This window comes from Pseudarthrobacter siccitolerans, from assembly GCF_030823375.1.
Lineage (GTDB): Bacteria > Actinomycetota > Actinomycetes > Actinomycetales > Micrococcaceae > Arthrobacter > Arthrobacter siccitolerans_A.
Map to the genome: position 1 here is coordinate 2,171,891 of NZ_JAUSXB010000001.1, position 26,170 is coordinate 2,198,060.

22 protein-coding genes and 1 pseudogene are annotated in these 26,170 nt (G+C 65.2%); 16 read left to right on the plus strand and 7 right to left on the minus strand.

The window, feature by feature from the left end:
* The first annotated feature begins 244 nt into the window (after positions 1-244).
* The gene (locus tag QFZ36_RS10170; protein WP_306636087.1) at positions 245-886 is read left to right on the plus strand and encodes an NADPH-dependent F420 reductase; all 642 of its coding nucleotides are present in this window, start codon (positions 245-247) and stop codon (positions 884-886) included.
* A 118-nt stretch (positions 887-1,004) separates the two neighbouring features.
* Here the strand turns inward: QFZ36_RS10170 and QFZ36_RS10175 are convergent, their stop codons facing one another.
* Complete coding sequence (locus QFZ36_RS10175; RefSeq protein ID WP_306636089.1) at positions 1,005-1,946, minus strand: SMP-30/gluconolactonase/LRE family protein; 942 nt, start codon at positions 1,944-1,946, stop codon at positions 1,005-1,007.
* 200 nt (positions 1,947-2,146) lie between these two features.
* Here QFZ36_RS10175 and QFZ36_RS10180 point away from each other — a divergent pair, with 200 nt between their 5' ends.
* A complete protein-coding gene (locus tag QFZ36_RS10180; protein ID WP_306636091.1) occupies positions 2,147-2,485 on the plus strand; it encodes a hypothetical protein in 339 nt (112 codons plus the stop codon).
* 31 nt (positions 2,486-2,516) lie between these two features.
* On the opposite strand, the gene QFZ36_RS10185 is transcribed toward QFZ36_RS10180, so the two are convergent.
* From QFZ36_RS10185 to QFZ36_RS10200, 4 genes are all read right to left on the minus strand, one after another.
* Entirely contained in the window at positions 2,517-3,443 is a 927-nt protein-coding gene (locus tag QFZ36_RS10185; RefSeq protein ID WP_306639162.1) for a threonine/serine dehydratase, read from the minus strand.
* 1 nt (position 3,444) lies between these two features.
* Positions 3,445-3,705 (minus strand): hypothetical protein, encoded by a 261-nt coding sequence (locus QFZ36_RS10190; RefSeq protein WP_306636093.1) that lies wholly within the window; start codon positions 3,703-3,705, stop codon positions 3,445-3,447.
* A gap of 196 nt (positions 3,706-3,901) precedes the next feature.
* Positions 3,902-4,762, minus strand: a complete 861-nt coding sequence (locus tag QFZ36_RS10195; RefSeq protein WP_306636095.1) for a hypothetical protein — start codon at positions 4,760-4,762, stop codon at positions 3,902-3,904.
* Between the two features lie 123 nt (positions 4,763-4,885).
* Complete coding sequence (locus QFZ36_RS10200; protein WP_306636097.1) at positions 4,886-5,755, minus strand: IclR family transcriptional regulator; 870 nt, start codon at positions 5,753-5,755, stop codon at positions 4,886-4,888.
* 175 nt (positions 5,756-5,930) lie between these two features.
* On the opposite strand from QFZ36_RS10200, the gene QFZ36_RS10205 reads away from it, so the two are divergent.
* The 3 genes from QFZ36_RS10205 to QFZ36_RS10215 all read left to right on the plus strand — a co-directional run bounded on the left by QFZ36_RS10205 (position 5,931) and on the right by QFZ36_RS10215 (position 10,570).
* Entirely contained in the window at positions 5,931-7,226 is a 1,296-nt protein-coding gene (locus QFZ36_RS10205) for an MFS transporter (RefSeq protein ID WP_306636098.1), read from the plus strand.
* Positions 7,227-7,405: 179 nt separating this feature from the next.
* Complete coding sequence (locus QFZ36_RS10210) at positions 7,406-8,638, plus strand: N-acetylglucosamine-6-phosphate deacetylase (RefSeq protein ID WP_306639163.1); 1,233 nt, start codon at positions 7,406-7,408, stop codon at positions 8,636-8,638.
* A gap of 156 nt (positions 8,639-8,794) precedes the next feature.
* Complete coding sequence (locus QFZ36_RS10215; RefSeq protein ID WP_306636100.1) at positions 8,795-10,570, plus strand: HNH endonuclease signature motif containing protein; 1,776 nt, start codon at positions 8,795-8,797, stop codon at positions 10,568-10,570.
* A 47-nt stretch (positions 10,571-10,617) separates the two neighbouring features.
* On the opposite strand, the gene QFZ36_RS10220 is transcribed toward QFZ36_RS10215, so the two are convergent.
* Positions 10,618-11,520, minus strand: coding sequence for a Rieske 2Fe-2S domain-containing protein (locus tag QFZ36_RS10220; RefSeq protein ID WP_306636102.1), 903 nt, complete (start codon positions 11,518-11,520; stop codon positions 10,618-10,620).
* A 611-nt stretch (positions 11,521-12,131) separates the two neighbouring features.
* Here QFZ36_RS10220 and QFZ36_RS10230 point away from each other — a divergent pair.
* The 3 genes from QFZ36_RS10230 to QFZ36_RS10240 all read left to right on the plus strand — a co-directional run bounded on the left by QFZ36_RS10230 (position 12,132) and on the right by QFZ36_RS10240 (position 16,892).
* Positions 12,132-12,965 carry a hypothetical protein gene (locus QFZ36_RS10230; protein WP_306636104.1) on the plus strand — a complete coding sequence of 278 codons (834 nt, stop codon included), beginning with the start codon at positions 12,132-12,134 and terminating at the stop codon, positions 12,963-12,965.
* A gap of 660 nt (positions 12,966-13,625) precedes the next feature.
* Positions 13,626-15,842, plus strand: a complete 2,217-nt coding sequence (gene glgX, locus QFZ36_RS10235) for a glycogen debranching protein GlgX (protein ID WP_306636106.1) — start codon at positions 13,626-13,628, stop codon at positions 15,840-15,842.
* 87 nt (positions 15,843-15,929) lie between these two features.
* Positions 15,930-16,892 (plus strand): hypothetical protein, encoded by a 963-nt coding sequence (locus QFZ36_RS10240; protein ID WP_306636108.1) that lies wholly within the window; start codon positions 15,930-15,932, stop codon positions 16,890-16,892.
* Positions 16,893-16,961: 69 nt separating this feature from the next.
* Here the strand turns inward: QFZ36_RS10240 and QFZ36_RS10245 are convergent, their stop codons facing one another.
* Positions 16,962-17,360, minus strand: a complete 399-nt coding sequence (locus QFZ36_RS10245; RefSeq protein ID WP_306636110.1) for a cupin domain-containing protein — start codon at positions 17,358-17,360, stop codon at positions 16,962-16,964.
* A 449-nt stretch (positions 17,361-17,809) separates the two neighbouring features.
* Here QFZ36_RS10245 and QFZ36_RS10250 point away from each other — a divergent pair, with 449 nt between their 5' ends.
* The 8 genes and pseudogenes from QFZ36_RS10250 (at position 17,810) to bcp (ending at position 26,093) form a co-directional block, all read left to right on the plus strand.
* On the plus strand, positions 17,810-18,304 hold the full coding sequence (locus QFZ36_RS10250; protein WP_306636112.1) for a hypothetical protein: 495 nt from the start codon (positions 17,810-17,812) through the stop codon (positions 18,302-18,304).
* 251 nt (positions 18,305-18,555) lie between these two features.
* Positions 18,556-19,260: pseudogene (locus tag QFZ36_RS10255) on the plus strand (hydroxypyruvate isomerase family protein); the annotation flags it as partial.
* Positions 19,163-20,272 (plus strand): 2-hydroxy-3-oxopropionate reductase, encoded by a 1,110-nt coding sequence (locus tag QFZ36_RS10260; protein ID WP_373427035.1) that lies wholly within the window; start codon positions 19,163-19,165, stop codon positions 20,270-20,272. The pseudogene QFZ36_RS10255 and the gene QFZ36_RS10260, both read left to right, overlap by 98 nt.
* Before the next feature lie 171 nt (positions 20,273-20,443).
* Positions 20,444-22,222, plus strand: coding sequence for a glyoxylate carboligase (gene gcl / locus QFZ36_RS10265; protein WP_306636117.1), 1,779 nt, complete (start codon positions 20,444-20,446; stop codon positions 22,220-22,222).
* A 45-nt stretch (positions 22,223-22,267) separates the two neighbouring features.
* Complete coding sequence (locus QFZ36_RS10270) at positions 22,268-23,467, plus strand: glycerate kinase (protein ID WP_306636119.1); 1,200 nt, start codon at positions 22,268-22,270, stop codon at positions 23,465-23,467.
* Positions 23,460-24,803, plus strand: a complete 1,344-nt coding sequence (allB, locus tag QFZ36_RS10275; RefSeq protein WP_306636121.1) for an allantoinase AllB — start codon at positions 23,460-23,462, stop codon at positions 24,801-24,803. The genes QFZ36_RS10270 and allB overlap by 8 nt, the downstream gene beginning before the upstream one ends.
* Positions 24,804-24,812: 9 nt before the next feature.
* Positions 24,813-25,532 carry a winged helix-turn-helix domain-containing protein gene (locus tag QFZ36_RS10280; protein WP_306636123.1) on the plus strand — a complete coding sequence of 240 codons (720 nt, stop codon included), beginning with the start codon at positions 24,813-24,815 and terminating at the stop codon, positions 25,530-25,532.
* Positions 25,533-25,613: 81 nt separating this feature from the next.
* Complete coding sequence (bcp, locus tag QFZ36_RS10285; protein WP_306636125.1) at positions 25,614-26,093, plus strand: thioredoxin-dependent thiol peroxidase; 480 nt, start codon at positions 25,614-25,616, stop codon at positions 26,091-26,093.
* Positions 26,094-26,170 lie beyond the last annotated feature (77 nt).

Sequence of the window (26,170 nt, forward strand, 5' to 3'; positions counted from 1 at the left end):
TTTCTGCCCTTTAGGTTTATCAGCGTGCTGAGCTTCGGGTCAAGGCCTTTCCGTTCCTAACTGGGAGTATTTGTTCTATTGCGTTTCGTTATTGGCAGGTCACCGCGACAACCGGCTGGCGGAACCACGACGGGTCCTGCCGCCACGCGCAGTGGCGGCAGGACGCCGGCGTACGTCTTTTCGACGTCTTTTATTCCCGGAACGCCCCTGAAATATCTGCGGCGTAGCAGCTGTTGGCGCGCATATGACAACAATCGGAATCATTGGTGCAGGACACATTGGAAGCGCAGTTGCCCGGAAGGCGGTGGAGCTGGGCTATGACGTGGTCATCAGCAACTCCCGCGGCCCGGAGACCCTGGCCGGGCTGGTAGCGGAACTCGGGCCGAAGGCGCGTGCGGCCACGGCAACGGAAGCGGCTGCGGCCGGAGATTTCGCTGTGGTCACCGTGCCGCTCAAGAACTACAAGGACATCCCGGTGGAGCCGCTGGCCGGCAAGATCGTGATCGACACCAACAACTACTACTGGGAGCGTGACGGCCGCATCCCGGCGCTGGACAACGGCGAGGCCACCACTTCCGGCCTGCTGCAGGAGCACCTCCCCGACTCAAAGGTGGCCAAGGGCTTCAACCACATCATGGCCTCCCAGATCACCACTGACGGAACCCCTTCCGGCACCGACAACCGGCGGGCGCTGGCAACAGCAAGCGATTACCCGGAAGCGGCCGAACTGGTCATCCGCCTGTACGACGAATTCGGCTTCGACACCGTAAACATCGGCGACCTGGAGGACAGTTGGCGTGTGGAGCGGGACCGGCCGGCCTACGTGGTGCGGCAGAACGCCCAGGAGCTGAAGGACAACCTGGCCAAGGCGCAGCGGACCGTTTAGCACCGCAGTCCTGGAATCCAGTTGCCCCGGAACCCAGGAGCCCGGGAAACTGGCTGGCAGCTGACGAGTGCAAAACCGCGTTTTGACGACGTTAACTGCCAGCCAGTCGGGCGCTAACCTAATCCCAGGCCGGGACCAGGACTACCTCATAGCGGGCCGCCTGCCTGCCGAACTTCGCGTTGACCGCGGCGAGGGTATCCCCAAACCTGGCCACCGTCGTCGGGATGTCGAAGTTCTTGCTCTTGATCACGTCCTCAACCTTGAAAGAGGACAAATTATCGGAAAGCTTGAGCCGGCTGATCCGGTTGTCCATGTTCTGGACGGCCCATAGGGTGTGGTCTTTCACCAGGATCCCGTCGATGAACTCCAGGTTCGGACCTTTGATCCTGTCGCTCTTTCCCGTCTCAGGATCCACGGCGTAGAGGGCCTCATCCCTGGTGTGGGCAACAATCAGCGTGTCTCCATCTTCAGCTACTGCGATGCCATTCATGCCGAAGTCGTTGGGGCCCAAGGCAGATGCCGCGTCGCCCTTCACAGTCAGGGTCCTGACCGCCTTGCGCACCTCACCCGAGTGGCTGACCTTCACCAGGTAGAGCTCGCCATATTTTGAGTTGGTGAACCACGCGCCATCGTCGGTGAGGGTCACATCATTGATGAACGAACCAGTCTTCGTGGTCAGCGTGACCTCGGCCACCGTCTTGCGGGTTTCGGTGTTGTAGACGTAGGCCTTGCCCGTGGCACCGCCCGCCACAAACAGCAGGTCGTTGCTGACATCCGCCTTCATTCCGACGGCCATCCGGCCCTCGGGCGCGTCGATAATGCGCTTGGCCTTGCCTTCACGGATGTCGCCGCGGAAGATGTCTCCTGTATTCAGTTCCCCGGCGAAGAACGTTGTCCCTTCTCCTGCCGCGATGCCCTCGGCGGACTTGGCACCCTGGAGGACAATGACGTCGTCGTCACCGGAAGACTCCGATGCCGCTGCCGGCAGGGCTGAAGGTAAGAACAGGGCCAGAAGAGCGATGAAACCAACGGCTGTACGGCGTTGCACTGTTCGGCGCATAATGCTTCCTAGATATGGATTGATGCGCGGGGCCAAAATTGCGCCAACTCCGCGCGGTGGTGCTGTCAGCCTAAGCACCTGCAGGAAGCCCCGCCAGAGCCTGATGCCCCCTTCATAGAAGAGGGGGCACCGCACCCGGGACGGCATTCGCCTCCGGGTTCTGCTTACAATCGAAACCTCAATCAACTACTGAGGGACCCATGAAGAAACTCGCCACAGCCTTGATCGCCGCCGGACTCGTAGTCTCGGCCACGGCCTGCACCGCCTCGAACCAGCTCACCACCGCCGAAACGTGCGAGCGGATCCAGAGCGTAGTGTCCAACCCGGCCAACAACGCAGGCAAGACGGGCATGAACCGCCTCGCCAACCAGATCCGTCCCATTCACGAGGTTGCCTCCGACGACCTCAAGCCCGCCCTCGAGTCCATCCTTGAATACACGGATGAGCAGGCCAAGGAAACGCCGGACGAAGCCAGGCTCGCGGAGTTGCAGGCCGGGTACCAGGAAGCCGGCAGCACCTACAGCAAGTTCTGCAGCTAGCCTTCACTTTCTGCTGGCCGGACCCGGTTGCCTACAAGGTGGCCGGGTCCGTGTTTGCCCCGCAGAGAATGACCGCCACGCGCTCCCCCGCTTTTGGCACGAAGCCGCCAGAGGTCAGGGCAGCGAACGCTGCGGCGGCACCATGCTCCACCACCAGCCGGTAGTCGTTCCACAGGAGCGAGCGTGCCGCGATGATGTCGTCGTCGGACACCAGGACACTTTCGACGCCGGTGCGGACCGCAACGGCGAAACCGATGTCGCCGATGCGGCGGGCACCCAGCGAGTCCGCAGCGACGCCAGATACTGCAACGTCGACGGGTTCGCCCGCTGCCAGGGCGGCATGAAGCGTCGGGGCGTTCCGGGGTTCCACGCCCACTACCTGGGCACGGCCTTCCACCGCGGCCGCGATTCCAGCCATCAGTCCGCCGCCGCCCACCGCCACCAGCACTGTGTCCACCCCGGCGATCTGTTCCAGCAGTTCAGTCCCCACCGTTCCGGCGCCGGCGGCGATCTCGGGTTGATCATAGGCGTGGCAGTAAACAGCTCCGGCGCGCTGGGCATGTTCCACGGCGGCCTGGTACGCCTCGGCATATTCAGCCCCGCCCTGGACCACGGTGGCACCGATCGCCTCGAGCTTCCGAACCTTCACGGCCGGAGCCGCAGCGGGCACGAACACCGTTGCCGGCACTCCCAGCTGGGCTGCAGCATAGGCGTTGGCCAGCCCGGCGTTGCCGCCCGAAGCAACCACCACACCCGCGGTGGAATCCAGCTCACCGCGCTCTTTGCTGGCCAGGATGCGGTTCAGCGCGCCGCGTGCCTTGAAAGTGCCGGTGTGCTGCATGAACTCGCACTTAAACCACACCTCAGCGGGGAATGCGTCCGCCTGTAACACCGGTGTCAAGCGGGTAAGCCCGGCAGTCCGCCGGGCCGCGTCATCAACATCGGTGCGGGTAATCATGTCAGCCTTCGTCGTCCCAGTTTCGCGGCTCATCAAGGGCTTCCTCAGGCTTGTGCTCCTGCGGCGGCGCGCCACTTCCGGAGTACGACGCCGGCACGGTTCCGGCTGCATGGGCTTGCTGCTCCTCGCGGATGTTGCTGGCGCCCGGGAGCTCCGGATGCTGGCCGCTTTGCGGCGCCTGCACTGCCTGCTTGGCTTCGTCGGGGTCACCCGGGCCGCGAAGGTCGGCGGTGTTCCGGGGCTCTTCATTGGACGTGGTCATGGTGTCCTGCCTTTCACCTGGATACCGGCTGCACTATGCCCGGGCAAGTGCCCTGGTCACGTGTCCAGCCTACGTTTACTGCTGTCACAATCGGTTATTTAGCCGCGGTCCGCTCACCGCTCCTGAACAGCCGGCAAACCAGGCAGAAAGGCGGGCGGGACCATCAGGTCCCGCCCGCCTTTCTGTTCCCCCGGAACTAGCGCGAAGCCGTCGGTGACGCAGACGACGTTTCGGTGTCTTCCGTCTCCGTTGCCGTTGAGGTCGCCGTAGGTGATGCTGAACGGCTCGTGGACGACGTGCCCGCTGACCCCGACGTGCTGGCGGACGTGGGGCTGGAAGTTCCGCTGCCGGCATCGGCCTTCTTCAGCACTTCATTGATCAGGTCCTCGAGCTCCTTCTGGTCAGGGTCCCCCAGGTTGGCGCCGCTCTTGGTGGCCACCACCAGCAGCCTGCCTTCGGCCGCGGAGACCTGCATCAGCTTCTGCTGGTTTTCGCCGCTGCGCGTGCTGAGGGTGCCGAAGGTCTTTTCGGCGTCGGTATCAGCCTGGAGCTCCTCGCTGTTGACCTCATACTTCTGGCCGAGCGCGGTCACCGAGAACTTGGCGCACTGGTCCATCTTGCCGCTGATCCCATCGAGGACCTCGACGGCGTCCGGACCGTCGCTGCCGGACTGTGCGGACAGGGTGCGCGGCTGGTCGCCCTCGGAAAGCGCGACGGCGACTTCGCCGCTTTCCACCTTGTCCAGCAGTCCCGCTGTGGCAATGTCCTTGCAATCCGCGGGGTCCACCGTTGCCGTGCTCAGGAGCAGGTTGGCGATGTTGCCGCCCTGATCCACCTGTTCCTTGGAGTAGAGCTTCAGTTCGTTGCCGTCGTCATCCTTCATTCCGGAGATCAGTTCGCGGAGCTCATCCTCGGTATAGACCTTGGCTTCAGCCGTCTTGCTCGGAGTGGCCGTCTGGCTCGTAGAGGGAGTCGCCGTGCCCCCGCCGCCGCCCGTGCATCCCGCCAGGGCAATCATCGCCGCCGCCATCACTCCAAGTGCAGGAACTTTTCGCATCAAATACAACCCCTTCTAAAGATAGAAAGCATGCTTAGTGTTTCCAGCCTAAGCCTATGTCCGCGGCTTGGGAAATAACTAAGCCTGACTTTCTACTTTGATTGCTGTTGCAGTTGGCCGCCGTCAGGCCGGCAGGGCTCCGGCCTCCCGGGAGGGATGCCGCCACGCCCCGCTGGCGGTCGGCTGATGGCCCAGGCTGCGGGAGATGGCGCGGGCAGCGGCCCGCACCAGGGGAACCAGTTCATGGGCCGGCGTCACCGCATCCGGAACCACGATGGACAGGGCGGCAAGGACCTCACCTCCGGCCGAATAAATGGGCGCCGCAACCGAGACGGTCCGGGAGGGCTGTGTTCTCCGGACCACTGCCGCGCCGGACTGCTTGACGCCGGCAAGCACCGCTCGAAGGTCAGCCGCCGGCAGTTCCCCGGCCCCGCGCTCGGCCTCCGGTTCCGTCCCTTGTTCGGCCCTTTGTTCGGCCCCGGCAGGCTGCGCCAGCAGCTCCTCCAGCACGCCGGGAGTGGAGTAGGCCAGCAGGACCTGCCCCACGGCGGTGGTGCGCAGGGGCATTCGGCCTCCCACCCGGTAGGCGACTTCGGTGGCATGCCGCGACGAGAGCCGGTCGATAAGTACCGCGTCCCTGCCTTCGCGGACGGAGAGCAGTACATGGTGGCGCGTCACCTCGTACAGGTCTTCCAGGTACGGAAGCGCTATCTGCCGGACGCCATGGCCGCGCGGCGAGAGCGAGGCGACTTCCCACAAGCGCACCCCCACCACGTACCGGCCATCCTCCAGCCGCTCCAAGGCACCCCATTCGGTCAGGTGCCTCACCAGCCGGAGGGCTGTGGCCGGGGCGAGTCCCGCGAGCCTTGCCAGCTCGGACAGGCTCAGCGCCCGGCGTCGCTCGGTGAACTGTTCCAGCAGACTCAGCGCGCGCACCACCACGGGCTGGCCAGGGCCTTCCCGGAGCCCCCTTGCCCCGCCTGCTCCCGCCACGATCCCTCCAGAACTTGCCTTATGGTCTTTCAAGCGTCCGCCGTGTGGTCCGTGCCACAAAGTGCATTTTCACTCAGTGAAAAGTACAGTCACCGGAGGGGAGCCAGGGAGCCAAGCTGATGGACGTCCCGCCGGCAAGTTTGCCCGCCGCCCTTTGATCCGATTGGAATCAACGATGAACTCCAATGCCCCTCGAAAATCCCTTGTCGGAATTTTTGTGTTGTGCTGGCTTGGCCTGCTCGCCGACGGTTATGACCTCTACGTTTACGGGGCCACCCTTCCCGGCCTGATCGGCCAGCCGCCGTTCAACGTCACACCCGCAGCCGCCGGCGCAGTGGGTTCTCTGGCGTTAGTGGGCATGCTGCTCGGTTCCCTTGTTGTGGGCACCTTGACCGACCGCCTCGGCCGGCGCAGGATCTTTGTCAGCGCCCTGGCCCTGTTTTCGGTGGCCATGCTCGCCTGTTCGCTGGCCCCCACGTGGGAGTTGTTCGCGGCGTTCCGCTTCATCGCCTGCTTCGGCGTGGGAGGTTTGCTTCCGACGGCGGTGGCCCTCACCAACGAGTTCGCCCCGCCGGGCAGGAAATCCCTGGTCCTGGGGGCAGTCCTTACCGGGCCGGCTACGGGCACTGTAGTTGCCTCGCTGACCTCATTGGCCCTGCTGGAATCGAGCGGCTTCCGCCCGGTTTACGCGATCGGGGCTGTCGGTCTTTTGCTGGTGCCGTTCGCCTGGTTCCTCATGCCTGAGTCGCCGTCGTTCCTGCGGACACAGCGCCGGGATGCCGAAGCAGACCGCATTGAAGCCAGCTACGCGCTCCCCCGCACAGCAGAAGCACCGTCCTCCGCCGTCCGTATCTCGCCCACCCGTGCCCTGTTCGCCAACGGCACCGGCCGCACCACAGTACTGCTGTGGGCCATTACCGTGCTGAGCCTGCTGACCATATTCGGCGTCAGCACCTGGCTGCCCCAGATCATGCGGACCGCGGGGTTCGGCGTCGGATCATCCGTGTCCTTCCTGCTGGCCTACTCCGTGGGCGCTGTAGTGGGCACGGTCCTCGCGTCGGTCGGCAGCCAAAAGTTCGGGCCCCGGCCGCTGGTCATCGTGGGCTTCATCAGCGCCGCGGCCGCCCTCCTGCTGATGTCCACCAACCCGCCGGCCGCACTCATGATGGTGCTCGCCGCCGTCGCGGGCTTCGGTGGCCTGGGCACTCAGAACATGATCAACGACTACATCGCGCAGTTCTACCCGGCAGCCACCCGCGCCACCGGCCTGGGATGGGCGCTGGCAGTGGGGCGCATCGGAGCGATTGCCGGCCCCACTTACGGCGCCTTGCTGGTCAGCTTCGGCGGCGGCGTCCCCGTAGCTGCCATGGCATTCGCGGCGCCTGCCCTTGTGGGCGCCGCCCTGATGCTGGCCCTGCGGAGCCGGGTGACCAAACGGTCCGCACCCCAGGAAGCGGAGCTGGTCGCCTGACCCGCCCCCCAGCGCTGCCCTGTGTGGAATAATCCGAAAGAGTGGTCCTCGCCGGACCGCTCCACGGATCGAAGGGCCGACGTGCCAGCCACAGCACCATCCAGGAGCAGCGCTCCGACGGCGAGCGCGACCATCAACAACACCCAGGTCATGGCGGCGGCTCTCTGGAGGGCGACCTGATGGGCAAGGATCTGATACTTCGGGGGCGCATCGTGTCCGCGAGCATGGACATCGATGACGGGCTTGTCGCCGTGGCCGGCGGCCTGATCACATATGCCGGGCCGGCGTCGGAATACCCTGGAGACCGGGGTGATGCCGGTGACGCCGGCGGCTCCGGCGGCTCCGGCGGCTCCGGCCGCATTCTGTTGCCGGGCCTGGTGGACCTCCACTGCCACGGCGCCCACGGCGCGGACTTCGCGGAGGGTTCCGAGGAAGGTGCCCGGGCTGCTGCCCGCTACCTGCACAGCCGCGGCACCACCACACTGCTGGCCAGCCTGGTCACGGGAACGCCCGCGGACCTCGTCCGGAACCTCAAGGTGCTGCGGGCGGTAGCGGAGGAGGGGCTGGTTGCCGGGTCACACCTGGAAGGCCCCTTCCTCTCCGGCCAACAGTGCGGCGCGCACGACCCCGCGCTGCTGCTGGAACCCGACGCCGGCCTGGTGGCCCAACTTTTCGAAGCGGCGGGGCCCACCCTGGCGTCCATGACCCTGGCTGCCGAACTGCCGGGTGCATCCGAACTGGTGGATCTGCTCACTCGCCGCGGCGTGCTGCCTTCGCTCGGGCACACTGCAGCGGATCACTCCGGCGCGGCCGCCTTCCTGGAGCGGGCCGCCGTCGGGCTTGCGGAAACGCCGCCTGGTGCGGATTCGAGTAAGGGGCGGAGGCCCACCGTCACTCACCTCTTCAATGCCATGCCCACCATGCATCATCGCGCCCCTGGTCCCGTCTCCGCCTGCCTGAGTGCCGCGCGCGCCGGGAATGCCGTGGTGGAATTGATTGCCGACGGCGTCCATCTGGCCCCGGAAACGGTCAAGACAGTCTTCGAACTGGTGGGCGCGGACAACATCGCACTGGTCACGGACTCCATGGCCGCGACGGGCTTGGAGGATGGCCAGTACAGGCTCGGCACACTCGCGGTAACGGTTGACGGAGGAGTGGCCCGGGTGGACAACACTGGTGCCATCGCCGGCGGAACGGCGACGTTGCTGGACGTTGTGCGGTCCGCCGTTGCAGCCGGTGTCCCTATGCAGGACGCCGTCACGTCGGCGACTGCAGTACCGGCGGCGGTCCTGGGACTGTCGACGCAGGCAGGTGACCTGTGCGCAGGGATGCGGGCCGACGTCGTTGTCGTTGACCCTGGACTGAACCTGGCCGGAGTCCTGCGGCGGGGCGAGTGGGTGACTTCGCCTTAACAGTCCTCCGATCAGAATGTCAGTGCCTCCGGGGACGATGTTGGTATGGGAACGGATCCGGCAGGCGACGCGGTGAGTGCGGCATCGCTGTTTCCTGCCGCGCCGGCTGCGCCGGTTCGTCCATCAGCAGCATCTCCACAAAATGTCAGTGCCTCGATGGATGATGCTTCTATGGGAAACGGCGCGGGCACAGTGGCGGTGATGGAGGGCATTCATGCTTCCGTCGCTGGCCTTGATGCGCTGTTTGTTGAGGATGCCCGCTTGAGCGCGGGCCGCCCGGGCCCTGCTAATACTGACGGCGTTGACGTCGTGACCGATGTGCTGCAGCGCCGGTACGAGATCCGCCTGGAGCGGATGGCGGTAACGAAGCAGCTGGAAGCACAGATCGCCGCCATCAAGGCCCGGGACGCGGCCGAGGCCATCGAAATCCAGCACACAATGACCCCGCCCGAAGCACCCGCACACGAACGCACTTACGCGGAGATGTCCGCGATCGAGGAAATCGCAGGCGTCCTGACCATCAGCTCCCCCGCCGCCGGGGCGCTCGTCACCCAGTCCCGGCAAGTCTGCTCCCTGCCGCCGGTCATGGACGCCCTCTCCGCCGGGGCCATCTCGTGGCAGCACGCCAAAATCATTGGCGACGAAACCGAAGGCCTCGGCCCCGCCGGCGCGGCCGCCCTCGCCGCGCACTTCCTGGACCCCGACGCACCCAACCCGGCACGCGGAGCCGCCGGCGAACTCGTACCGTCACGGTTCCGGACCCGAGTCCGTAACTGGCGCGAACGCCGCCACCCCGAATCCCTCGAAAAACGCCACACCAAAAGCGCCGCCGACCGGCGGATGGAATACACCCCGGACCGCGACGGCATGGCCTGGCTCTCCCTGTACCTGCCCGCCGACACCGCATCCGCCATCTGGAACCGCAGCACCGCCCTCGCCCGCGGCCTCCAGGGCCCCGAAGAGCCCCGGTCAATGACACAACTCCGGCCCGACATCGCCGCCCGTTTGCTCCTGGCCGCAGGACCAGCCCTCAGCCCCGCCCCGGAAAGCACCGCAGAAGAATTCAACACCGAAGAGAACACCGATGCCCCCATCGGCGTGGCCTCCCTGTCCGTCAATGACCAACCCGCTGCCGCCGCCGGCGCCGGCGCCACCGACGGCACCTCAACCGGATCCAGCGAGCATGAAGCTACTAGCACCGACGCCGCCGACCTCGCCTCCGCCGGGCATGAGGGAACCGGCCGCAGCGGTTACACGGACCTCGCCAGCGTCCCGGTCCCGAATGCCCAAGTGCTCGTCACGGTCCCGGTGTTCGCACTCCTCGGCCTCACCGACGAACCCGCAACCCTGGACGGCTACGGTCCCATCCCCGCCTCCATGGCACGCAAACTCGTTACCGACGGTGCCAGTTCCTTCTACCGCGTCCTCGTCGACCCCCGGGACGGCGCACCATTGGAAATCGGCCGCACCAGCTACCGGCTCACCAAAGCCATGAAAAAAGCACTGCATCTCAGGGACGGCAAATGCACCTTCCCCGGCTGCAACAACCACTCCCTCGACAACGACACCGACCACCTCACCGCCTGGCACCAGGGCGGACATACGGGTATCAGCAACCTGGCACAGCTCTGCCGCAAACATCACCGCCTCAAACACAACAGCCCTTGGGAACCCACACCAGCCGCCAAAAACGAACCACCCGGCTGGACCTCCCCCACCGGCCGACACTACAAACCCGAACAACCCGACCAGGAACCACCACAATGGCCACCCGGACTCCTACCCATGGGCGGAACCAAGTTCCTGAACGCTGAAACGCCCAAGTTGCAGTCGACCGAAACGCCGAGGTTCCGGCCCGCTGACTTATCCAACTTCCAGCCTGCCGATAAGAGCCTCTTGGAAAACGCCCTCATGGACTTGTTAACCGGCTGAGGTCTCCGCACCGTCTTAACCGGCTGAGGAAACAGCAACCGAAACGCTCAGTCAGCGCCGGGAAGGTTCACTTCCACGAGCCCGCCGTTGACCCGGGTTTCGAACAGTGGCTGCCTGGACGTGGCCGGCCCGGCCTGCACCTCGCCTGACCGCAGTGAGAAGGTGCTGCCATGCCAAGGGCACACGACGCAGGGTTCGCCGCCGCCCCCGGCTGCGCTATCCGTCAGGCTGCCGCCTTTGAGCTTGCCCTCGTGCAGTGGTCCGGACAGGTGGCTGCAAACGTCGGACAACACGCTCACTGTTTCCGCCTCCCGGAACACCAGCAGTGGAATCCCGGCGACTACCCGCTGGTGGAGCTTCCCGTCGGGCAGGTCCTCCAAGGGTGCGAGCGGTTGCCATCCACTCGGGAAGCGGTGCGGAATATCCTCGCTGTGGTTGACGCCGGCGGCCTGCCGGTAGCTGAGGTGGCCACCCAGGAAGCCGCCAAAGCTGACTACCCCCAGGCCCAGATAGGCAAGTACCTTGCCCGCACCCTGCTGCCCCTGTGCACGTGCCACGAGCGAGGCGGTGTAGAGGCTTACGGCCGTGATGTTAGCAGTCGCGTGGACCAGCCCCACTCTCTGCTGCTGGCTGTGCAACTGCGACCAATCCATAAAACCGGCCACCGCGGCCGGCACAGCGGAGGCGCTTCCCACACCGATGAGGACACTGGCCGCCCTGTCGTTGCCGGGGAGCGCATCCAGGACTGCCGCCGAAAGCCAGGAACCCAGCGGAACCTGGACAGCCAACGGATGAACCGGATGCCCGATGGGAACGCCGTGCAGGATATCCCGGGCCCACTGGGGCCGGACAGTGCGTTTGACGATCTTTCGTACCTTCTTGGCCACAGGATCCAGCCAATCGGCATCTTCCAGGCGGGCAACAAGCTCAAGTGCCGGCAGCGGTTTCATGTGTCTCCCTTACCCCGTTTGTCAGTATGCATTGGGTACAGCGCAGTCGATGGGTTCAGTCGAAACTGTCCACGCGGGTGTACAGCCGATACCGTCCTGTCGATGCCGGTCAGCCTAGCCGCTGGCGGGCGGAAGGCACAGGGGTGGACAAGACACTAACGGAGTGGAAGAAGCGCAGGTCAGCGCAGCGGGGACCCCAGAACTGAGAACTGGTTGCCGCCCATCTCACCGGAAAGCGGGGGCATTGCCTCGGCGATCGCTGCCCGGACGCTTTCCAGCTGGAGCGACCCCCGGTGCGCCTCCGGTGACTCCCACGAACGCAGTTTCCGCTGCCACCTGAAGCACTGGTCAGCTGCCCACAGATGGGGACAATTCTCGAACGTTATCCACCGCTACGGCGGCCAGGGAGCTACCTGGAAGACTGCCCAATTCAGCCGTGAACAACCCGAATTGACCCCAGGTATGGACAGATGAGGAGTTAGTTTGGTGTCACGGCTGGATCTACCGTCTTTCCTAACGCTGGTTCGTCTTCAATGAGCGAAAGCCCCTTTAAAGCAGAGTATGGGTCATGCCTCTAGCCCCGGGTGGTGCCCAGGTTGGATACTTAGGCCATGGATGGCCCGCTGGGGTCGGCCGAGGGCGGGGAAGCTCGCGAGTTGGAGCGCCTGCGGCGACGTGCGTACGGACGGGATGGCAACATCGCGGGGGATGTGGCGGCTCAGGCTCGGCTTTCCGAACTGGAGGCCGCCCAACACAGACAGCCGACTCCCGTCATCGATCCCACCCCGAGCGTCCCCGCCCCGGTCCCGAAACGCGTCCCGGTCGCTGAGCCGGTCGAAGGGGCGCGGTCGACTTCGACGTCGGTCCCGCAGGCTGTCGACGGAGCCCCCGCGGCACCGTGGTGGCGCCGCCGCCGCTGGTTGATGATCCTCGGCGGCGCCACCGCTGCCCTCGCCCTGATCACGGTCGCATGGCTGTTGCAGCTGCCTGCTGATGAGCCCACTGCAACCCCGGCCAACACGTTAACGGAAATGGCGCCGCCCGTCCCAGATGGGCAGCACCGTGGGGAAGACGAAGACTTGCCCACGCCCGGACCGGACTTCGTGCTCGCATTGAAGTCGGTCGGTGCGGACGCCGATGAGCCGCAAGACAGGCTCGGCACTCTTGACGCGCTGGGTCTCAGTGCCAATGAGCTGCGGCAATACGAGAACTTCAACGGTCTCCGTGTCTGGAGCGGAGAGTCTCGCTACGGCATGGTCTGTCTGCTCCTGGCCGATCAGGCGATTCGCGAGTTCAACGGTGCCGAAGGCTGTTCCCCCAGAGGCCTCGAGACCGTCGCGGAGGTGGTGTGGTTCAATGCCGGGGGTCTCACCCGATTCGTGCTCAACGGCGACCACGTCGAGGTCTACGTGTTCACCAGGGCCGCCGACGCGTCACGAGGCTAGCTAACGCGCCGCGCCACTATAGTCGCCGCGGTTTACCCGCTTAACCGAATGAGTGAACATCGGCTGCTGCTCAGCTAGGCCGACGCACCCTGAGCTGCCCGCACTGGCTGCAACTCGGAGTTTGTTACCTTCGAAATTCGAAGCTGTTGCGACGTTTGTTGGAAACCGCCGGATGCAGCGGTGGCCGTGATGTTCATACCGGTACCTTTTCGTTGAAGGACGGACGGCACAGGGATGCGGCAAGGTCATGAGAAACGGTAGGAAGAACATGTTTCCGGAAAGATAAATCCGTAATGCGGAAGCATTAAGTCCAGGAATCAGGAGGCCTGAGGGATGGCAGAGGCGCCAATTCCGGCAGGAAATAGTCGTTAAGTACGTGAAGCGAACACGCCTTTCGGTACTTCCTGATGCGAAATCTAAAGCGTACAAGGTCACCCAGCCAAAGCAACAATCAACTGATCGGGACGCCTGGCTGCGGACCGAGGAGTACCGCGAAGGAGGGAACACTGGAAGGAGGGAACACTGCTAGTCAAGGTCCGCTAGGCAAGGTACGACGGCGGCGGCGGTCCTGCATCGCCGTCGCACCCCTGTCATATCCTCCAGTAAGAACGGGCGCCACTGTGGTTCGATGGTGTTCTCTTCTTCGAAATGGAGGCGGACTTGGAAGTCTGGACGGGGAGCCCCTATCCGCTGGGTGCCACGTACGACGGGAGCGGTACCAACTTTGCCGTGTTCAGTGAAGCCGCGAGCGCGGTGTACCTGTGCCTGTTCGATGAGGACGGCGTCGAGCAGCGGATCCGCCTTGAGGCGGTGGACGCCTTCGTCTGGCACTGCTACCTGCCTCACGTTTTGCCCGGCCAACTGTACGGCTACCGGATGGAGGGCCCCTACGAGCCTGCCCGTGGCCTCCGCTTCAATCCCAACAAACTGCTGCTGGATCCCTATGCCAAGGCACTCAGCGGCGACATCAGTTGGGGCCAGCCGATGTTCTCCTACAACTTCGGCGACCCCGCATCCTTCAACAGCGAGGACTCCGCCCCGCACACCGTGCGGTCGGTGGTGATCAGCCCGTTCTTCGACTGGCAGCACGACCGGCCGCCGCGGATCCCCTACAGCGACAGCCTGATCTATGAGGCCCACGTGAAGGGTCTCACCATGACCCACCCGGAGGTACCTTCCCGGGAGCGCGGCACCTACGCCGGCATTGCACACCCCGCCGTCATCGAACACCTGCAGAAGCTTGGCGTCACGGCGGTAGAGCTGATGCCGGTGCACCAGTTCGTCCAGGACAGCACCCTCAAAGACAAGGGGCTCACCAATTACTGGGGCTACAACACCATCGGATTCTTCGCCCCGCATGAGAGCTACAGTTCCAGCACTAAACCGGGCCAGCAGGTGCAGGAATTCAAGGCGATGGTCCGCTCCCTGCACGCCGCGGGCATCGAGGTGATTCTCGACGTCGTCTATAACCACACCGCCGAGGGGAACCATCTGGGCCCCACCCTCTCGTTCAAGGGCATCGACAACCAGGCGTACTACCGGCTGGTGGAGCATGAAAAGCAGCATTACCTGGACTACACCGGCACGGGCAACACGATCAACGTCCGCCATCCGCACACCCTGCAGTTGATGATGGATTCCCTCCGGTACTGGGTGCTGGAGATGCACGTGGACGGGTTCCGCTTTGACCTCGCCTCCGCCCTGGCACGCGAGTTCTACGAAGTGGACCGGCTGTCCAGCTTCTTCGACCTCGTCCAGCAGGATCCCGTGGTGTCCCAGGTGAAGCTCATTGCTGAACCATGGGATGTAGGTCCCGGCGGGTACCAGGTGGGGAACTTCCCGCCGCTCTGGACCGAATGGAACGGTAAATACCGCGACGCCGTCCGCGACTTCTGGCGCGGCGCCCCCGCCACCTTGGGTGAATTCGCCTCCCGCTTAGCAGGCTCGGCCGACCTTTACGAAAGCTCAGGCCGTCGGCCCGTCGCCTCGATCAACTTCGTCACCGCCCACGACGGATTCACCCTGCGCGACGTGGTCTCCTACAACGCCAAGCACAACGAGGCCAATGGGGAAAACAACAACGACGGCGAGTCCCACAACCGCTCCTGGAACTGCGGTGCAGAGGGGCCTACTTCAGACCGCGGCATCCTTACCCTGCGGGCGCGCCAGCAACGCAATCTTCTCGCCACGCTCCTCCTTTCGCAGGGCGTCCCCATGGTCCTGCACGGTGACGAACTGGGGCGCAGCCAGCAGGGAAACAACAACGCCTACTGCCAGGACTCGCCGCTCTCGTGGATCGACTGGGAGGCCGCGGACCAGCCCCTCACGGAGTTCCTTGCCGCCGTCAGCCAGCTGCGCCGGGAACATCCCACGTTTCGGCGCAACAGATTTTTTCAAGGCCGTCCCGTCAGACGAGCGGTCGGCCAGCCCCTGCCCGATATTGTCTGGCTCGACAGGGATGCCACAGCCATGGTGCCGGAGGACTGGGACAACCCCCTCGCCCGCGCCATCGGGGTGTTCTACAACGGGACAGCGGTGGGCAAAGACCACCGGGGCCGGGTCATCAACGACCACAACTTCCTGCTGTACTGCAACTCGGGAGACGAACCCGTGGTGTTCACCCTGCCCAGCGTCGAGTACTCGCCCAGCTGGGAACAGCTCATCGATACTGCCGGGAAACACGCGGACACCGGCCTCCTGCATGCTGGCGGAACCGTGGAGCTGGCCGGGAAATCCCTCCTGGTTCTTCGGGCCTACACCGCGCCGCCGGAGAAGCCCGACCACTCGGTATCTGCATCCCTCGCTCTGGTCTGGACTCCTGACGCGCCGCGTCCGCCAGATTCTTCAGTATCCGCCCCCGCTGAGAAGGCGGATTAATCTATTCGGTGTAGTATCTTGGCTGTCCCCGACAACCCCCACCGGTGCTGCCGTCCTTCGCGCACGCCCGCGGGCAAAGGAGCCTCCATGAGCCACCCCAGGTCGAACGAGCGCCAGTCGGCATGGGCCGTATCAGCAGCACCCACGGCTGATCAGGGGGAGCGCAACGTGAGCCCGTGGACGTCCGCACTCATGGGAGTCCTGGCAGGACTGCTCGGCCTGGCTCCCTGGCTTGTGACCGGCGCACGGCTGCCGCTGCAGAACCTGTGGGCAACGGAAGTTCTTCCGGCACAGATGCCGGTATCGCTGCTGCCCCTGAGCCAATACGAACTCACCACATTGGTGGCCCTGATGACAGTGGGTGGAGCCCTTGCCGGTTTCACGGTTCGGCTGTGCCGGCCGGGACGACGTCGGGCGGTAACTTGGAGCGCGGCGGCGGGCGTCCTCGCGGTCCAGGGCGCAGCCACGATCCAGGCGTTCAGTGTTGTCCGCGCCGGGCTGGCGCCGGGATCCGCCTCGGGTCTTTACTTCGCGGGCCTGCTGGCGGGGGTGATTGCCGCCGTCGCTGCCAGCGCGGTGGCGCTGTTCCTCCTGGCGTCCAAGTCACCTGCCCTGGCCGCTTTGGGGCTGGGCCTTATGGCGGTCCCCTTTGCGTCCTGGGCGGTGGAATGGGTGGTGAACCTCGCCGGCGTTGGCAACGTACCTGCCGCGGTACCCACGATCGCCCGCTGGCTACCCGCAGTGCTGGTAGGCCTGGCGTTGGCTTGGTGCGGGTTCCGGCCCACCATCCGCATCCTGGTCTGGGCAGGGGACCTTGTACTGCTGTGGGTAGTGCCGGCGCTGTTCATTTCAGTCAATTACGTCCTTGGCACCCGCGTTTACCTGGGCGACTTCGAGGAGATGGCCTTCATGGGACGGCAAATCCTGGCAGCCACCCTGGGCCCGGCCGGCGGGGCAGGACCACTTATCCTGCTCGCGACCGCCATCGCCCTGGCGGGAACTGGCATCCTGGAAGTACGCCGCAGGCGGCAGGCGCGGCCTGCGGCGTGAGGCCGTGCTTTTAGGCGTGAGGCCGTGCTTTGCGGTGCTTTTAGCGCCGGAACAGCCAGCAGGAATAACTCAGATCAGCGCGTGCATCCCGAAGCTGCGCGGCCTGCCGAACGAGGCGGCACCGAGGAACTCGACGCCGACGAACGGCTCCTCCCCGACCACCCATTCATCGTGTCCGGGAGGAAGCGCATAGGTGTCATTGGCGTGGATGGTTGACCTCCCGCCGTCGGCCGTTTCAATCTCGAGCTGCCCGGAGATGCAGTAGCCGAGGTGGTGGTGCTCGCAGAAGTCGGTCAGTTCGGCGGGCTTGGCGGACAGGGACCACCGCCAGCCGGGCGCGAGGATCAGCCGCGCCACCGAGTAGTCGTCCACCGTGACAAGATCGAACTCCGCCTTGTCCGGGCAACGCTTTTTATCGGGATCATCAAATGATTTGACTGCCAACGCTCTGATGAAATTTGCGGTCATGTGGACACAGCCTGTTGATCGGGATGGGGACGCCTGGCTGCGAACCAGACGGTGGGTTCGGATACCGACGAGCGGTGAAGTATAAGCGAGACCTTGAGCCGTACACGCCTTTGCCCCCGGCGCACACGCGTCCGCCGGGCAGTGCCAGCGTATCTCTAACCGTAGCCCTACCCCCTCTGAAGTCAATGGGGAAAACCGACCAGTATTGGGTAGCCCGGGCCCTAGCGCGGGCCCAAGCGCAGGCGCACGATTAACTATCGGATCCCAAACCAGACTGAATCCGGCAACGTCAGGCCCCCCGCTCAACCGGGGCGTGCTGATCGTAAAATGGGACTGCAGGCTGCGGCCGCCACCCTGCTCAACGGCAAGGCTCAGTCGCGCCCTGGCTCGACCCAATATTGGGGAATTGCACCCAAAAACTGGTGAAACGCATCCTTTCAGGAGCAAAAATGTCCATCACTCCAACAATTAAAAGCCGTACAACCCGGGCAAAGATCGCCCTGATTCCGGCTCTCTCGCTGGGCCTGTTCGTGGGTTCCGCGGCATTCGCTGCCCCGGCCCACGCCCACGACGACGACTCAATTAGAGGCTGTACCGTCAAGCCCCTGAAGCCAACGGACGAACGAGGCAACTGGGTGAACTTTAGGATCAGTGTGAAATGTGAAGACGGGAAAAGGACCGTCCACATCAGACAGATCCGGTACGAGGCTGACCGCGGCAGCGATACCCGCCTGGGCGACGACTACTTCGTGCGCCATCTGGACCACAAGGACGACTACAAAATCATAGACAGCCTTGACCACGTCCAACAGAACCTGGACCGCCACGGCAGCGAAGAGGTCTATCACAAGGTTTCGTTCGCGGTTGAAAACGCCAATGGTCACCTGTCTGACTGGTCCGACTGGGAAAAGAGCGAAGTATTGAGGGACGTGAACGTCCACTAGTCGGTTCAGCAAAAACCGATGCCGCCAGGAGCCAGGGGCTATGAGCCCCTGGCTCCTTCGTCTGCAGCAATTCCTGCACTGCTGCCGTTTTGCTCCAGCAGGCCGCTCCCGCCGCCTCAAGCCCCCTTGACTCACCCCGCCCTCCTTCCCTACACTTTTCATAAAGCAGAATCTAAATTCCACAAAGCGGAAACGGTAGGAACCGGAGAAGCAGAGAAGATAGATCAAAGCCCTCCCTGGAAGGACCTACGATGACGTACACAGTGAACTGCTCCATCCTCCTCACGGAGCTGCCCCTGCTCGAGCGCCCGGCCGCGGCCAAGGCAGCGGGCTTTGATGCTGTCGAGTTCTGGTGGCCCTTCGAAAGCTCAGTCCCCGGCGACGCCGAGGTCGCCGGATTCGAGAACGCCGTCACGGACGCCGGCGTGCAGCTCACCGGCCTGAACTTCAACGCCGGCAACATGCCCGGCGGCGACCGCGGCCTGGTCTCCTGGGCCGGCCGCGAGTCTGAGTTCAAGGACAACATCGACGTCGTTGCCGAAATCGGCGCGCGTCTGGGCTGCAAGGCGTTCAACGCCCTCTACGGCAACCGGCAGGACGACTTCACCCCTGAAGAGCAGGACGAACTCGCAGTCAGGAACCTTGCCGCGGCAGCAGAAGGCGTGGCCCGGATCGGCGGCACCGTCCTCCTCGAGCCCGTCAGCGGCGCACCCAGGTACCCGCTCCTCACGGCTGACGACGCACTCAGGGTCATCACCCGCGTGAAGGCGGAGGCCGGCGTCGACAACATCAAGTTCCTCGCCGACTTCTACCACCTGGCGGTCAACGGCGACGACGTCGAATCCGTCATCGAGAACCATGCCAAGGACTTCGGGCACATCCAGATCGCGGACAACCCCGGCCGAGGCGCCCCGGGCACGGGTACCCTCCCGCTCGGCGAGTGGATCGCACGCAGCCGCGAACTCGGCTACGAGGGCTACATCGGCCTCGAATACAAGGAACCGCAGGAAACAGCCTTCAGCTGGGCCATCCGCCAGCACGCCTCGCAATAAACGCCCACCACTCAGACTTTCAGTAAAGGAAAAAACAATGAGCAACGTTGCAGTTATCGGCCTCGGAATCATGGGCCTGCCCATGGCCATCAACCTGGTCAAGGCCGGCCACGCCGTCACCGGCTTCAACCGCAGCCAGGACAAGATCGACAAGCTCGTCTCCGAAGGCGGCAAGGGCGCCACCAGCATCGCAGACGCCGTCAAGGATGCCGACGTCGTTATCACCATGGTGCCGGACTCCCCCGACGTTGAGGGTGTGGTCAGCGGCAAGGACGGCGTCTTCGCCAACGCCAGGCAGGGCACCTTGTGGATCGATGCGTCCAGCATCCGCCCGGACGTCGCCAAACGCCTTTCCGACGAAGCCCGCGAAGCCGGCATCCGCCCCCTCGACGCACCGGTCAGCGGCGGCGAGCAGGGCGCCATCGACGCCGCCCTCTCGATCATGGTGGGCGGCGACAAGGCAGACTTCGAGGCAGCACAGGATGTCCTCACCGCCGTCGGCAAGACCATCGTCCACGTGGGCCCCTCCGGCTCCGGCCAGACCGTCAAGGCAGCCAACCAGCTGATCGTGGCCGTCAACATCGAGGTCCTCGGCGAGGCCATAGCCTTCCTTGAGGCCTACGGCGTGGATACCGATGCAGCCCTCAAGGTCCTCGGCGGCGGCCTGGCCGGCTCCAAGGTCCTGGACCAGAAGGGCCAGAAGATGCTGGACCGCAACTTCGACCCCGGCTTCCGCCTGGCCCTGCACCACAAGGACCTGGGCATCGTCACCTCCGCCGCCCGCGAAGCCAACGTCGCCGTCCCCCTCGGTGCCGTCGTCGCACAGCTCGTCGCGGCCACCGTCAACCAGGGCGACGGCGGCCTCGACCACTCCGGACTCTTCAAGCAGGTCCTCCAGCTCAGCGGCCGCGAGTAGGTTTCAGCGGGCTCAATCACCGGTGATTGAGCCTGTCGAAATCCAGGTTTAGACCGGCTCACCCAACGAACTTTTAATGCCCTCACCAGCAGGGCTTCCTACAGCACACCCAAAAACAGGTTTCGACAGGCTCAACCACCGGGCCCAACCACAGCTTTCAAGGAGCACACCATGAGCAAGATGCGTACCGTTGATGCAGCGGTTGCCATCCTGGAAAAGGAAGGCGCCATCGAGGCGTTCGGCCTGCCAGGCGCGGCAATCAACCCCTTCTATTCCGCAATGCGCGCCCACGGCGGCATCCGCCACACCCTGGCCCGGCACGTAGAAGGCGCAAGCCACATGGCCGACGGCTTCAGCCGCGCCAAGGACGGCAACATCGGAATCTGCATCGGCACATCCGGCCCCGCCGGAACGGACATGATCACGGGTCTGTACGCCGCCTGGGCCGATTCCATCCCCATGCTCTGCATCACCGGCCAGGCGCCTGTTGCCAAGCTGCACAAGGAAGACTTCCAGGCCGTGGACATCGAGTCCATCGCCAAGCCCGTCACCAAGATGGCCATGACCGTCCTGGAGCCCGGCCAGGTCCCAGGTGCCTTCCAGAAGGCCTTTCAGCTGATGCGCTCCGGCCGCCCCGGCCCGGTACTGCTGGACCTGCCCATCGACGTCCAGCTTGCCGAGATCGAATTCGACATCGATACCTACGAGCCGCTGCCCGTCGAAAAGCCCAAGGCCAGCCGCAAGCAGCTGGAAAAGGCCCTGGACATGCTCACGGCAGCCAAGCACCCGCTGATCGTGGCCGGCGGCGGCATCATCAACGCCGGCGCCTCCGCCCAGCTGGTTGAGCTGGCCGAGACCCTGAACATCCCGGTCATCCCCACCCTCATGGGCTGGGGCACCATCCCTGACGACCACCGCCTCATGGCCGGCATGGTGGGCCTGCAGACCTCCCACCGCTACGGCAATGAGAACTACCTGCAGAGCGACTTCGTGATCGGCATCGGCAACCGCTGGGCCAACCGCCACACCGGCGGACTGGACACCTACACGGCCGGCCGCAAGTTCGTGCACATCGACATCGAGCCCACGCAGATCGGCCGCGTGTTCTCGCCGGACCTGGGCATCGCGTCCGACGCCGGTGCGGCGCTGGCTGGGCTGGTTGAACTCGCCAGGGAGCGCAAGGCGGCCGGGTCCCTGCCGGACTATAGCGCGTGGGTTGCCGAATGCGCCGAGCGCAAGGCCTCCCTGCACCGCAAGACGCACTTCGAGAACATCCCCATCAAGCCGCAGCGCGTGTATGAAGAGATGAACAAGTCCTTCGGCCGTGACACCATCTACGTGTCCACCATCGGGCTGTCCCAGATCGCCGGCGCGCAGATGCTGCACGTGTTCGGCCCGCGCAAGTGGATCAACGCAGGCCAGGCAGGCCCGCTGGGCTGGACCGCTCCGGCAGCCCTCGGCGTCGTGCGCGGCAAGCCGGACGAGACGGTGGTGGCCCTCTCCGGCGACTACGACTTCCAGTTCATGATTGAGGAACTGGCCGTGGGCGCGCAGTTCAACCTGCCGTACATCCACGTGGTGGTGAACAACTCCTACCTGGGCCTGATCCGCCAGTCCCAGCGCGGCTTCAACATGGAGCAGAACGTGTCCCTGGCGTTTGACAACATCAACTCGCCCGAGACAAACGGCTACGGCGTGGACCACCTCAAGGTGGCCGAGGGCCTGGGCTGCAAGGCCGTCCGCGTGGAAGACCCCAACGACCTCGCCGCCGCCTTCGACAAGGCCAAGGCACTGATGGGCGAATTCCAGGTTCCCGTGGTGGTGGAAGTGATCCTGGAAAAGGTCACCAACATCTCCATGGGTGTGGAAATTAACGCGGTGAACGAGTTCGAGGAACTGGCCGAGACCGCCGCCGACGCCCCCACCGCAATCCTGGCGCTGCAGGCCTAAACCTGCACACCTGGAACCTGCACACCTAGAACAAGAAAGACAGCCATGCGGATCGTCATTGCCCCGGACAAGTTCAAAGGGTCCCTGTCCGCCCCCGAAGTGTGCAGCCACCTGGAAAAGGGGCTGCAGCGCGGAGCGGGCGGGAACCTTGAGGTCCTGCGGATCCCGGTAGCCGACGGCGGTGAGGGCACCCTGGACGCCGCCGTCGGCTCCGGCTTCACCCGCCGCAGCGCACTGGTGGCCGGGCCAACAGGCGAACCGGTCACGGCCGACTTCGCTGTCCGGGGCAATGAGGCAGTCATCGAAATGGCGGCTGCCTCGGGCCTGGCCCTGCTCCCCGCCGGAGCATTGGTTGGGGGACGGCCAGGCCCGGCGGCGGCGCGCACCGCCACCAGCCTGGGCACCGGCCAGCTGATCCGCGCCGCCCTCGACGCAGGCTGCAACCGCATCATCCTGGGCGTGGGCGGCAGCGCCAACACCGACGGCGGCGCCGGAGTCCTGCAGGGGCTCGGCGCCCGGTTCTTCGATGCAGCGGGCACCGAACTTCCGGCCGGCGGTGCCGCTTTGGCCCACCTGGACCGGATCGACTTCGGCGGGTTCGAACCCCGACTGAAGGACACACGCTTTGTGCTAGCGTCCGACGTCGACAATCCCCTAATGGGCGCCCAGGGCGCCGCGGCGATTTTCGGCCCGCAGAAAGGCGCCAAACAACAGGACGTCGGCTTGCTCGACGCCGCCCTGGCCAGGTTTGTCGAAGTCCTGGCCAGGGAAATCGGACACCGTGCCATCAAGGCGTCGGAAGCCCCGGGCGCCGGAGCGGCAGGAGGCGTGGGCTACGCAGCCATCGCCGTACTGGCCGCAACCCGCCGCCCAGGCATCGACGTCGTCCTCGAATTCACCGGACTGGAGCAGAGATTGGCCGGCGCCGACCTGGTGATTACGGGCGAAGGCAGCCTGGACGAGCAAAGCCTGCTGGGCAAAACGCCCATGGGCGTTGCCCGGGCCGCCGCCGGGCAGGGCGTTCCGGTGATCGCGGTATGCGGCCGGACCACCCTTCACCGGAACCAGGCCAGCGCCGCGGGATTCGACGACGTTTACGCTTTGACCGAGCTGGAAAGCAATGTAGACAGGTGCATAGCAGAGGCTGCACAGCTTCTGGAGCAGCTGGGCACGCAGATCAGCGGAAGGCTGGCAGCAAACAGGCTGGCCCGCACCGCCACCACCAAGGAGGACCTCCATGTCTGAAGAACGTTTTGACCTGGTCATCCGCGGCCAGCGCATTCTCACCACCGCCGGCCTCGCACCCCGGGAGGTTGGTGTCCGCGGCGGAAAAATCGTCGCGCTCGAACCGCTGGGCAACGGCCTGGCCGGCACCGAGGTCATCGAACTGGCCGACGACGAAACCCTGATCCCCGGCCTGGTGGACACCCACGTCCACGTCAACGAGCCCGGCCGCACCGAGTGGGAGGGCTTCGCCTCCGCCACACGGGCCGCGGCAGCCGGCGGCGTCACCACCATCATCGACATGCCCTTGAACTCCGTCCCGCCCACCACCACAGTGGAAAACCTCAAGCTCAAGCGCGAGGTGGCCGAGGACCAGGCGTTCATCGACGTCGGGTTCTGGGGCGGCGCGATCCCCGGCAACAAGGGCGACCTGCGCGCCCTGCACGATGAAGGGGTGTTCGGCTTCAAGTGCTTCCTCCTGCACTCCGGTGTGGACGAGTTCCCGCACCTGGAGGCGGACGAAATGGAAGAGGACATGCGCGAGCTGAAGTCCTTCGACTCGCTCATGATCGTCCACGCCGAGGACTCCCACGCCATCGACCACGCGCCCCATCCCGGCGGCGCGCACTATTCCACCTTTCTCGCCTCCCGCCCGCGCGGCGCCGAGAACAAAGCCATCGCCGAGGTGATCGAACGGGCCCGCTGGACCGGTGCGCGTGCTCACATCCTGCACCTCTCGTCGTCGGACGCGCTGCCCATGATCGCCTCCGCAAAGCGCGACGGTGTGAAGCTCACCGTGGAAACGTGCCCGCACTACCTCACGCTGATGGCCGAGGAAATCCCGGACGGCGCCACCGCCTACAAGTGCTGCCCGCCCATCCGTGAGGCCTCCAACCGGGAACTACTCTGGCAGGGCCTGCTGGACGGCACCATCGACTGCATCGTCTCGGATCACTCCCCCTCCACGCTGGACCTGAAGGACCTGGAAAACGGTGACTTCGCCGTGGCGTGGGGCGGCGTTTCGTCGCTGCAGCTGGGCCTGTCCCTGATCTGGACCGAGGCCCGGCACCGCGGCATCCCGCTGGAGCAGGTGGTGTCCTGGATGGGCGAGAAGCCGGCAGCCCTCGCCCGGCTCTCCACCAAGGGCCAGCTGGCGCTGGGCTACGACGCCGACTTCGCCGTCTTCGCCCCGGACGAGGCCTTTGTGGTGGACGTGTCCAAGCTCAAGCACAAGAACCCCATCACTCCCTACGACGGCAAGGCCCTCTCCGGCGTGGTCCGGAAGACGTTCCTGCGCGGCGCCGTGGTGGACGGCCAGACCCCCACGGGCAAGCTGATCCGCCGCGGCGGAGTCTAAGGACGCCCCGTGGCCGTGGAAGCGCACTACCCAAGGGGGTTGTCCCGGCATCCGGTTCCTGCCAAACGGGCGGCAGCCCGCGGCCTTGCCATGTGGGTGGTTCCCGAGGAGGGCACCAGCCCCGAACTGCTGGCCCGCGCCGCCCAACTGGTCCTTGCCCGGGCCCTGCAAACTGCTCCGGAGGCGGAAGTCCATTGGCCTGCCGCCGGAGCCCCCACGTCCGGGGTCTCCGCCCCAGCGGAAGGAGCCGCAGACCACTCCTCCCGCACTCCTTCCGCGGCGGAGAACCCCGGCGCACGTGAAGAAGCACCTGAAGAGGCCCCTGAGGGGGCACCTGACGTGGCACCCGCCGCGCTATCCAGCGAGGACGACGGCGGCACGCGACTGCCGCCGTCCGCTGGCCCTGTGAGCCGGGTCGCCGTAGACCTGGCGGCCGACCAGGTCCTGCTGGACGGCACGCCGGTGGCGCTGACCGGCGTCGAGTTCAAGGTGCTCCGGTACCTGGTGACCCACCTGTCCCGTCCGGTGGACAGGGAGGAACTCCAGGAGTTCCTCGATTCGTTTGAAACCCCCGGCGCCTCGGCCCGGTCCATCGACGTGTACGTGGGCCGGATCCGCCGGAAACTCGGCAATGCCCGCCATGCCGTGGCAACCGTACGGGGCGGCGGATACCGGTTTATGCCGGGTGCCTGCGCAACTGTCCGGGGCCCGGCGGAATACTGCATATGACGCCGGAGTTGTATGACTAAGCGGGAACCCGCTTCACTTGATGTTTTGCCATTAACTGACAAAGACTTCCAAAGGAACGCCATGAGCCAGACCCTGACCACCAAGCTTCAGCCCGGAACCCAGGCCCCTGATTTCACCCTTCAGGACGCCCAGGGCCGCGAGACCGCCTTGGCCGACTACCGTGGCAAGAACGTCATCGTGTACTTTTACCCCAAGGCCGCCACTCCCGGCTGCACCACCGAGGCCTGCGACTTCCGCGACAGCCTTGCCTCGCTGCAGGGCAAGGGTTACGAGGTCATCGGCATCTCCCCCGACGCCCCCGAGGCACTGGCCGGCTTCACCGGCGACTTCTCCCTCACCTTCCCGCTGCTCTCCGACGAGGACCACGCAGTTGCCCTGGCCTACGGCGCCTGGGGCGAGAAGCTGGTCGACGGCGAGATCGTTGAAGGCATCGTCCGTTCCACCGTGGTGGTGGACCCCGCAGGCTACGTCACGCTCGCCCAGTACCAGGTGAAGGCCCAGGGCCACGTGGCAGCGCTGAAGGAAGCCCTGGGAATCTAACTTTCCCCGGACGCGCCATCACGTCCTGCAGCTTTTCCCCGGACGCGCCATCACGTCCCGCAGCCTTTCCCGGGACG